General features: G+C 71.8%; 7 protein-coding genes. 5 read left to right on the forward strand and 2 right to left on the reverse strand.

Going from position 1 to position 9,386, the window contains the following annotated elements; translation table 11 throughout:
• Positions 1–9 precede the first annotated feature (9 nt).
• Together IG62_RS0120150 and alc are read left to right on the forward strand one after the other, a co-directional pair.
• Positions 10–1,023: a LysR family transcriptional regulator gene (locus IG62_RS0120150; RefSeq protein ID WP_051798331.1), complete on the forward strand. Its 1,014-nt coding sequence runs from the start codon at positions 10–12 to the stop codon at positions 1,021–1,023.
• 89 nt (positions 1,024–1,112) lie between these two features.
• Positions 1,113–2,258, forward strand: coding sequence for an allantoicase (gene alc, locus IG62_RS0120155; RefSeq protein ID WP_030804759.1), 1,146 nt, complete (start codon positions 1,113–1,115; stop codon positions 2,256–2,258).
• 174 nt (positions 2,259–2,432) lie between these two features.
• Here the strand turns inward: alc and pepN are convergent, their stop codons facing one another.
• Positions 2,433–5,009: an aminopeptidase N gene (gene pepN, locus IG62_RS0120160; RefSeq protein WP_030804764.1), complete on the reverse strand. Its 2,577-nt coding sequence runs from the start codon at positions 5,007–5,009 to the stop codon at positions 2,433–2,435.
• 140 nt (positions 5,010–5,149) lie between these two features.
• Between pepN and IG62_RS50180 the strand changes: the two genes are divergently transcribed.
• Together IG62_RS50180 and IG62_RS0120170 are read left to right on the forward strand one after the other, a co-directional pair.
• Positions 5,150–5,347: a hypothetical protein gene (locus IG62_RS50180; RefSeq protein ID WP_420711084.1), complete on the forward strand. Its 198-nt coding sequence runs from the start codon at positions 5,150–5,152 to the stop codon at positions 5,345–5,347.
• Positions 5,344–5,865, forward strand: coding sequence for a DUF1203 domain-containing protein (locus tag IG62_RS0120170; protein ID WP_030804769.1), 522 nt, complete (start codon positions 5,344–5,346; stop codon positions 5,863–5,865). The genes IG62_RS50180 and IG62_RS0120170 overlap by 4 nt, the downstream gene beginning before the upstream one ends.
• Positions 5,866–5,961: 96 nt before the next feature.
• On the opposite strand, the gene IG62_RS0120175 is transcribed toward IG62_RS0120170, so the two are convergent.
• Positions 5,962–6,993, reverse strand: a complete 1,032-nt coding sequence (locus IG62_RS0120175) for an aspartate-semialdehyde dehydrogenase (protein WP_030804772.1) — start codon at positions 6,991–6,993, stop codon at positions 5,962–5,964.
• A gap of 505 nt (positions 6,994–7,498) precedes the next feature.
• Here IG62_RS0120175 and IG62_RS0120180 point away from each other — a divergent pair.
• A complete protein-coding gene (locus IG62_RS0120180) occupies positions 7,499–9,250 on the forward strand; it encodes a TIGR03767 family metallophosphoesterase (RefSeq protein ID WP_030804775.1) in 1,752 nt (583 codons plus the stop codon).
• The last annotated feature ends 136 nt before the right edge of the window (positions 9,251–9,386 follow it).

Consider the following 9,386-nt stretch of genomic DNA (forward strand, 5'->3'; position numbering starts at 1 on the left):
GCTGCCGGCATGGCCGACTGGGACATCAAGAAGCTGCGGATCCTGCGCACCCTCCAGGAGCAGGGCACGGTCACCGCGACCGCCGAGGCGCTGCACATGACGCCCTCGGCGGTCTCCCAGCAGCTGACCGGGCTGGCCAAGGCGCTCGGGGTGACGCTCCTGGAGGCGCACGGCCGGCGGGTGCGGCTGACCGGCGCGGCCCAGCTGGTGCTGCGGCACGCCGAAGCGGTCTTCGCCCAACTGGAGCGCGCCGACGCGGAGTTGCTCGGCTACCTCCAGGGCGACGCCGGCCAGGTGCGGGTCGGGGCGTTCTCCACCGCCATCCCCGCGCTGGTGGTCCCCGCCGTCCAGGAGCTGCGCCGTACACATCCGGGACTGTCGGTCGTCGTACGGGAGGCGGAGGCGGAGGCCGCGTACGAGCTGCTGGCGGAGGGCAGCGTCGATCTGGCGCTCTCGCTGGCGGCACACGCGCCCACCCCGCGCGATCCCAAGTTCAGCCGGGTCGCGCTGCTCGCCGATCCGCTGGACGTGGCGCTGCCGGCCGGGCATCCGCTGGCCGGCGAGCCCGGGCTGCGGCTCGCCGACCTGGCGGGCGAGCCGTGGATCTTCGGCAGCAGCGGGCCCTGGTCCCAGATCACCACCACCGCCTGCGAGAACGCCGGGTTCGTGCCCGAGCGGGCGCATGCCGCGGCCGACTGGAACGCGATCTGGGCGATGGTCGCGGCCGGGATGGGGGTCGCGCTGGTGCCCCGGATGGCGATGGCGGGCGGCATCGGCGCCCTGGAACGGGGCGGCCCCGGTGAACGGGGAGGGAGCGGGCCCGGCTCCGGGGTCGCGCTGCGGGTGCTCTCCGGCGACCAGCCGCGCCGCCATGTCGTCGCCGCCGTCCGGCGCGGCTCCGAAGGGGCACCGGGACTGGCCCGGGTGCTGGCCGCGCTGCGCCAGGCGGCGGTCGACCAGGCGCCGGGCGAGGCCGGTGCCAACGGTCCCGGCTGGCACACCCAGACCATTCAGCCGAGCTGAATATATTCCTCAAAAACTTTCGATGGACCTGTGGGGTGGTGGCTGCGACCGTGGAGTGGTTCGCACCTTAACGACCACGAAGGGCAACGATGACCACCACCCCGGCCGCCCACTCCACTGATCCGCACGCCAACGACGCGCAGCCCTACGCCGGCGGCGACCCGTACGCCGACTACCGTGGCGGGGACTTCGCGTTCACCTCGCTCGTCGACCTCGCCGACCGCCGCTTCGGCGCCGGCGTGATCGCCGCGAACGACGAGTTCTTCGCCGAGCGCGAGAACCTGCTGAAGCCCACCCCGGCGGTCTTCGACCCCGAGCACTTCGGCCACAAGGGCAAGATCATGGACGGCTGGGAGACCCGGCGCCGGCGTGGAGCCGACGGCGACCACCCCTTCCCGACCGACGACGAGCACGACTGGGCGCTGATCCGCCTCGCCGCCCCCGGGGTGATCCGCGGCATCATCGTCGACACCGCCCACTTCCGCGGCAACTACCCCCAGCAGGTCACCGTCGAGGCCACCTCGCTCGCCGGCAGTCCCGGCCCCGAGGACCTGCTCGCCCCCGACGTGAAGTGGGAGGAGCTCGTCCCGCGCACCCCCGTCCGCGGGCACGCCGCCAACGGCTTCGAGGTCGGCGTCGAGCGCCGCTTCACCCACCTCCGCCTCAAGCAGCACCCCGACGGCGGCATAGCCCGCCTCCGGGTCCACGGCGAGGTCGTACCGGACCCGGAGTGGCTGGACGTGCTGGGCACGCTCGACCTGGCCTCCGTGATGCACGGCGGCACCGTCGAGGACGCCTCGGACCGCTTCTACTCCTCGCCCACCCAGATCATCCAGCCCGACCTGTCCCGCAAGATGGACGACGGCTGGGAGAACCGCCGCCGCCGGGTCAAGGGCACCAACGACTGGGTGCGCTTCCGCCTCGCCGCACAGGGCGAGATACGCGCGGTGGAGATCGACACCGCCTACCTCAAGGGCAACTCCGCGGGCTGGGCGGCCCTGTCGGGCTGCGACGGCGACCCGGCCGACGAGTCCTCCTGGTTCGAGATCCTGCCGAAGACCAAGCTCCAGCCGGACACCCCGCACCGCTTCAGGCTGCCGCAGACCGTCACGGCCACCCACATCCGCCTGGACGTCTTCCCCGACGGCGGCCTCGCCCGCATGCGCGTGCACGGCACCCTCACCGAGGCCGGCCGCGCCGAGCTCGGCCGCCGCTTCGACGCGCTCAACGGCTGAGCCGCACCCTCATCGCCCACCGGTCCCGCAGGAGGGGAACGGGCCCGGTGGTTACGGCCCGCCCGGCGGACGGCAGCGCAAACGGGCGCCGTCCGTCGGGCGTTCCCAACGGTGTGCCGCCAACTCCGGCTCCAATAGCCGGAGTTGACGGCACCGGTTGGTGGCTCCGACCGGTTAGGCCGCGCCGGCCGCCGCGTCCGCCGCCTGCGCCTTCAGTGCCCGCTCGATCCCGGCCCGGGACTCGGTGACCAGCCGGCGCAGCGCCGGGCTCGGCCCGGCCGCGTCCAGCCAGGCGTCCGTGGCGTCCAGCGTCTCCTGCGAGACGTGCAGCGACGGGTAGAGACCGACCGCGATCTGCTGGGCCATCTCGTGGCTGCGGGCCTCCCAGATCTCCTTCACCGCGGCGAAGTACTTCATGGTGTACGGCGCCAGCAGCTCCCGCTGGTCGGTCTGCACGAAGCCGCCGATGACGGCCTCCTGCACGGCGTTGGGCAGCTTGTCCGACTCCACGACCGACGCCCAGGCCTCGGCCTTCGCCTCCGCCGTCGGACGCGCCGCGCGCGCCGAGGCGGCGTACCGCTCGCCCGCCGACGTCCGGTCCCGCTCCAGCTCCGCCGCGATGGCCTTCTCGTCCGCCCGGCCGGTCGCCGCCAGCCGGTGCAGCAGCGACCAGCGCAGCTCGGTGTCCACGGTCAGCCCGGGGATCTCCTCGGTGCCGTCCAGCAGCCCCTGCAGCAGGGCGAGCTGCCCGTCCGTGCGCGCCGCCGCGGCGAACGCCCGGGCCCACGCCAGCTGGTGGTCGCTGCCCGGCTCGGCCGCCCGCAGGTGATCGAGCGCCGCCTCGGTCCAGGCCGCCAGACCCGTCTCGCGCCACTCCGGCGCCGCGTACAGGTCCAGCGCCAGCTTCACCTGGCGGTGCAGCGACTGCACCACGCCGATGTCGGACTCCTTACCGACACCCGACAGGACCAGCGACAGATAGTCACGGGTGGCCAGTTCGCCGTCCCGCGTCATGTCCCACGCCGACGCCCACGACAGCGCCCGCGGCAGCGACTCGGTGAAGTCCCCGAGGTGCTCGGTGACCACCTTCAGCGACTCCTCGTCGAGCCGCACCTTCGCGTACGACAGGTCGTCGTCGTTGAGCAGGACCACGGCCGGGCGCCGCTTGCCCACCAGCTGCGGTACGGAGGTCAGTGCGCCGTCCACGTCCAGCTCGATCCGCTCGGTGCGGACCAGCTTGCCGGAGCCGTCCAGCTCGTACGCGCCGATCGCGATCCGGTGCGGCCGGAGGACCGGCTCGCCCTTGGCGCCGGTCGGCAGCGCCGGGGCCTCCTGCCGGACCGCGAACGAGGTGATCAAGCCGTCCGCGCCCACCTCGATCTCCGGCCGCAGGATGTTGATCCCCGCGGTCTCCAGCCACTTCTTCGACCAGGTCGCGAGGTCCCGGCCGGAGGTCTCCTCCAGCGCACCCAGCAGATCGCTCAGCCGGGTGTTGCCATAGGCGTGCCGCTTGAAGTAGGCCTGCACGCCCTTGAAGAACTCCTCCATCCCGACATAGGCGACCAGCTGCTTCAGGACCGAGGCGCCCTTCGCGTACGTGATCCCGTCGAAGTTCACCAGCACGTCGTCCAGATCACGGATCTCGGCCATGATCGGGTGGGTGGACGGCAGCTGGTCCTGCCGGTACGCCCAGGTCTTCATGGAGTTGGCGAACGTGGTCCACGAGTGCGGCCACTTCGAGCCGGGCGCGTACGCCTGGCAGGCGATCGACGTGTAGGTGGCGAACGACTCGTTCAGCCACAGGTCGTTCCACCACTCCATGGTGACCAGGTCGCCGAACCACATGTGCGCCAGCTCGTGCAGAATCGTCTCGGCGCGCACCTCGTAGGCCGCGTCGGTCACCTTCGAGCGGAAGACGTACTGGTCGCGGATGGTCACCGCGCCCGCGTTCTCCATCGCACCGGCGTTGAACTCCGGCACGAAGAGCTGGTCGTACTTCGCGAACGGGTACGCGTAGTCGAACTTCTCCTGGAACCAGTCGAAGCCCTGCCGGGTGACCTCGAAGATCGCGTCGGCGTCGAGGTGCTCGGCCAGCGACGGACGGCAGTAGATGCCCAGCGGGACGGTCCGCCCGTCCTTCTCGTACGTGCTGTGCACGCTGTGGTACGGGCCCACGATCAGGGCGGTGACGTACGTCGAGATCCGCGGCGTCGGCTCGAACCGCCAGATGTTGTCGGCCGGTTCCGGCGTCGGCGAGTTCGAGATCACCGTCCAGCCCTCCGGGGCCTTCACGGTGAACTGGAACGTGGCCTTCAGGTCCGGCTGCTCGAACGACGCGAACACCCGCCGGGCATCCGGCACCTCGAACTGCGTGTACAGGTACGCCTGCTGGTCCACCGGGTCGACGAACCGGTGCAGGCCCTCGCCCGTGTTGGTGTAGGCGCAGTCCGCGACCACGGTCAGCTCGTTGCGGCCGGCCCGCAGCCCCGGCAGCACGATCCGCGAGTCCTCGAACACCGAGGCCGGGTCCAGCAGCTCGCCGTTGAGCGCCACCTTGTGCACGGCCGGCGCCACCAGATCGATGAACGAGTCCGCGCCCGCCCGGGCCACGTCGAACCGCACCGTGGTCGTGGACCGGTACGTACCACCCTCCTGCGCGCCGGAGAGATCCAGATCGATCTCGTACCCGTCCACACTCAGCAGCTGCGCCCGCTGCTGCGCCTCGTCGCGGGTCAGATTCGTGCCAGGCACCCGTTCATCTCCTTCGCATTGATCAACGCATCGGACTCTTCGGCCATCCTTCCACGTGGGGCTGAGGTGCCGGATGGGTATGCATCGGGGTGGCGAGGGTGTGGCCACACTCAGTAGCGTCGAGGATTGTGAAGATCAGTGTGAGTCTTCCGCAGGAGGACGTGGCCTTCGTCGACGAGTACGCCGCCGAGACGGGGGCGGGGTCCCGGTCAGCCGCGCTACACGCCGCCATCGAGCTGCTTCGAGCCTCCCGGCATCTGGCGCTCCGACCGCGGCGGACCACGTCGTCCGATACCCGCCGGCACCCCGCGGGCCCGCGGGGGACCGTGGACGCATGACGACCTACACCCCGCTGCCCATCCCGCCCGCCGCGCTGAAGGAACTCCGCGTGACCGATGACGCCGGGCGGGCCGTCGAGCCGTACACCGCCCGGGAGGACGGCATCCCCGTGAATTGTGTCGGCAGCCCGCTGCGGTGCTGTCTGCGGGCGATCCGGGCCGGGGAGCGGGTGGCGCTGGTGTCGTACGCGCCGTTGCGGCGGTGGGCCGCGGAGACCGGGGCCCGGCCCGGGGCGTACGACGAGCGGGGGCCGGTGTTCCTCCACGCGGAGGAGTGCCGGGGCCCGGACCCCGGCGCGGACCGGTACCCCTTCGATCGTCCCGGCGCCCTGCGCACCCTGCGCCGCTACGACAAGGCCGGGCGGATCGTCGGCGGGCGGCTCTTCGAGATCCCCGAGGACGCCACGGCGGGCTTCGACGCCGCCCTGGACGAGGCGTTCGCCGACCCCGACGTGGCGCTGGTGCACGTCCGGGCCGTGGAGTACGGGTGCTTCCAGTTCGAGGTGCGGCGGGGCTGACCCGCCCCCGGGCGAAGAGACCTGGGCAACGCAAAGAGCCGGGGCCCGTACGGAGGGTGCGAACTCCGTACGGGCCCCGGCCCGCGAGCAGGCGGGTCAGCCGCGCAGCTCCGCGGCGACCAGCTCCGCGATCTGCACGGCGTTCAGCGCCGCGCCCTTGCGGAGGTTGTCGTTGGAGACGAACAGCGCCAGGCCGTTCTCGACGGTCTCGTCGGCCCGGATCCGGCCCACGAAGGACGCGTCCTGGCCGGCGGCCTGGAGCGGGGTGGGAACCTCGGAGAGGGTCACACCGGGGGCGCCGGCCAGCAGCTCCTGCGCCCGCGCCGGGCTGATCGGCCGCGCGAAACGGGCGTTGATCTGCAGCGAGTGGCCGGTGAAGACCGGGACGCGGACGCAGGTGCCGGACACCTTCAGGTCCGGGATCTCCAGGATCTTGCGGCTCTCGTTGCGGAGCTTCTGCTCCTCGTCGGTCTCGCCCAGACCGTCGTCGACGATCGAGCCGGCCATCGGCAGCACATTGAAGGCGATCGGACGGACGTACTTGTCCGGCTCGGGGAACTCCACCGCCGAGCCGTCGTGGGTGAGCTTGGTGGCGTCCTGGTCGATGACCTTGCGGACCTGCCCGTCCAGCTCCTCCACGCCCGCCAGGCCACTGCCCGACACCGCCTGGTACGTCGCGACGACCAGCGAGACCAGGCCGGCCTCGTCGTGCAGCGGGCGCAGCACGGGCATCGCGGCCATCGTCGTGCAGTTCGGGTTGGCGATGATGCCCTTGGGGCGGTCGGTGATCGCCTGCGGGTTGACCTCGGAGACGACCAGCGGGACCTCGGGGTCACGACGCCAGGCCGAGGAGTTGTCGATCACGACCGGACCGGCGGCGGCGACCTTCTCCGCCAGCGCCTTGGACGTCGCACCGCCGGCCGAGAAGAGGACGATGTCCAGTCCCGAGTAGTCGGCGGTCGCCGCGTCCTCGACGGTGATCTCGGTGTCCTGCCACGGCAGCGTCCGTCCGGCGGACCGGGCCGAAGCGAACAGCCGCAGCTGCTCGACCGGGAAGTTCCGCTCGGCGAGAATGCCCCGCATCACGCCGCCGACCTGTCCGGTGGCTCCGACGATTCCGACCCTCATGGGACTCCTTCTTTCTGACCTGACTTAGGTGTCTGTTCGGAACACCTGCTCAGTAGTGCCTCCATCATGTGTGTGACACCCGTCGCCTTGTCCAATCCATTCCATTCTGTGGCGGTCGAGTGGACGGCAGCGTGACGGAACGCATACCCACCGCGCGGTGTGTCGCGATTACGCAGCGTGCGGCCTCGCGGGCCGCGCCCGGCGCTCACGGACGGTGATACCCGCCTGCGCTGCGTTGCCGCGCCGGACGGCGATACCCCGTGCGGTGAACACGCGGTGGCCGGCGGTCGCACCCCGGGACAGGGGGCCGTGGCGGTCCCGTGACCGGCAGATCCCTGTGCGGTGATGGGTTCCCGGCGTTGCGGTGGCGTTCACGTGCAGGTCATTCCCGCTGCCAACCATCCCTGGTGACAGGGCAGTTGTGCCGCCGGAGGGCTGCGGGGAGTCCCACCCCGCCGGTCACCGGCCCCGGCTGCCTTCGCGTTCGCACTCGGGGAGCCCGCGCATGTCCCGCATCCGGTCCGCCACCGCCAGCATCGACCGCCGCACGTTCCTCGCCGCCACCGGAGCCGCCGGCGCCGCCACCGGGCTCGGCCTCACCCTCGGCATCGGCTCCGACCGGGCCGCCCAGGCCGCCACCACCGTCACCCCGGGCCCGGCCCCGGCCGCACCGATCTCCGTCGAGGCCCCGGCCGTCCCGCGCGTCCCGTACACCAAGGGCACCACCCTCGGCGGCGTGGCCACCCCGCGCGGGAGCCGCGGCTACCGGCGGCTGGCCGACGGGCCCGGCTGGAGCCGGGTGGTCCGCACCGAGCTGGCCGCCTCCCACGGCGGACGCGAGCGGCGCCGGACCGCCCTGGCGTCGTTCGTGCAGCTCACCGACCTCCACCTGGTCGACGTGCAGAACCCGCTGCGCTACGAGTACCTGCGCGCCCAGACGGCCAGCGCCTGGCGCCCGCAGGAGGCACTGTCCGTGGCCGGGGTCGTCTCACTGATCGAGCGGGTCAACGCCCTGCCGGGCGGGCCGGCCACCGGCGCGCCGCTGGCGTTCGTGATGACCACCGGCGACAACACCGACAACAACTCCAAGCTGGAACTGGAGTGGTTCCTCACCGCGATGAGCGGCGGCCGGATCACCCCCAACTCCGGCGACCCGCGCCGCTACGAAGGCGTCCAGGACAGCGGGCTCCCCCTCTACTGGCAGCCGGACAGCCCGCTGCGCGACGCCGACAAGAAGCTGGGCTTCCCGCATCTGCACGGCTTCCTGAACGCCGCGATCCGCACCGTCCACAGCCCCGGGCTTCGGCTGCCGTGGTACTCCACGGTCGGCAACCACGACTCGCTGCCCGGCGGCTGCTACGCCCCCGGTGACCCGTTCTGGACGGAGATCGCCACCGGGCACCGCAAGCTGGAGACGCTGCCCGCCGCCGAGGCCGCCAAGGTCTGGAAGGCCGTCAAGGACGGCCTCGACCCCAAGGGCGCGGACTTCAAGCGGCTGCTGAAGGTGCACGCGAAGCAGGCCAGGACGGTCACCCCCGACGAGCGGCGTGCCCCGTTCACCCGTGCCGAGTACCTCCGCGCCCACCTCGACCCGGCGCACACCGGCCACGGCCCGCACGGCCACGGCTACACCGCCGCGGCCCTGGAGGAGAACCGCCTCTACTACACCTTCCGGGTCTCCGACGACGTACTGGGCATCAGCCTGGACACCACCGATCCGGGCGGCCACTACACCGGCTCGATCGGCGAGACCCAACTGCGCTGGCTGGAAAGGACCCTGAAGGCGAACGAACGGGGCGAGAAGGCGCACGTGCTGGTCTTCAGCCATCACACCGGCAAGACCATGACCAACACCCGGCCCGACCCGGCCCGTCCGCACGAGAAGCGGCACGGCGGCGCCGAACTGGTCGAGCTGCTGGCCGCCCACCCCCGGGTCGTCGGCTGGATCAACGGCCACAGCCACAAGAACGAGATCGTCCCGCACGGCACCTTCTGGGAGGTCTCCACCGCCTCGCACATCGACTTTCCGCAGCTGGCCCGGGTCATCGAGCTGGTCGACAACCACGACGGCACGCTGTCGCTGATCGCCACCCTCGTCGAGTCGGCCGCCCCGCACCGCACGGACTTCACCGACCTCTCCCAGACCGGCCTGGCCGCCCTCTACCGCGAACTGTCCTTCAACGCCCCGGAAGCCCGCACGGACCTTGCAGGCACCGCCCGCGACCGCAATGTCGAGCTGCTGCTGAAGCGGAGGTGAGGGCGGGGCGGGGCGGGGACGGGTCCTGGGGAATGCACCTAGTACTGCAACCGCATGTGGGGGTTGTGGCCTCGGCGTTGGTAGTGGCAGTGGCGGGCTCGGGCTTGGCTGCGTCTGCGGAAGTGTGACCAGTGCA

This window comes from Streptomyces sp. NRRL S-337 (assembly GCF_000720175.1).
Taxonomy (GTDB): Bacteria; Actinomycetota; Actinomycetes; order Streptomycetales; family Streptomycetaceae; genus Streptomyces; species Streptomyces siderophoricus.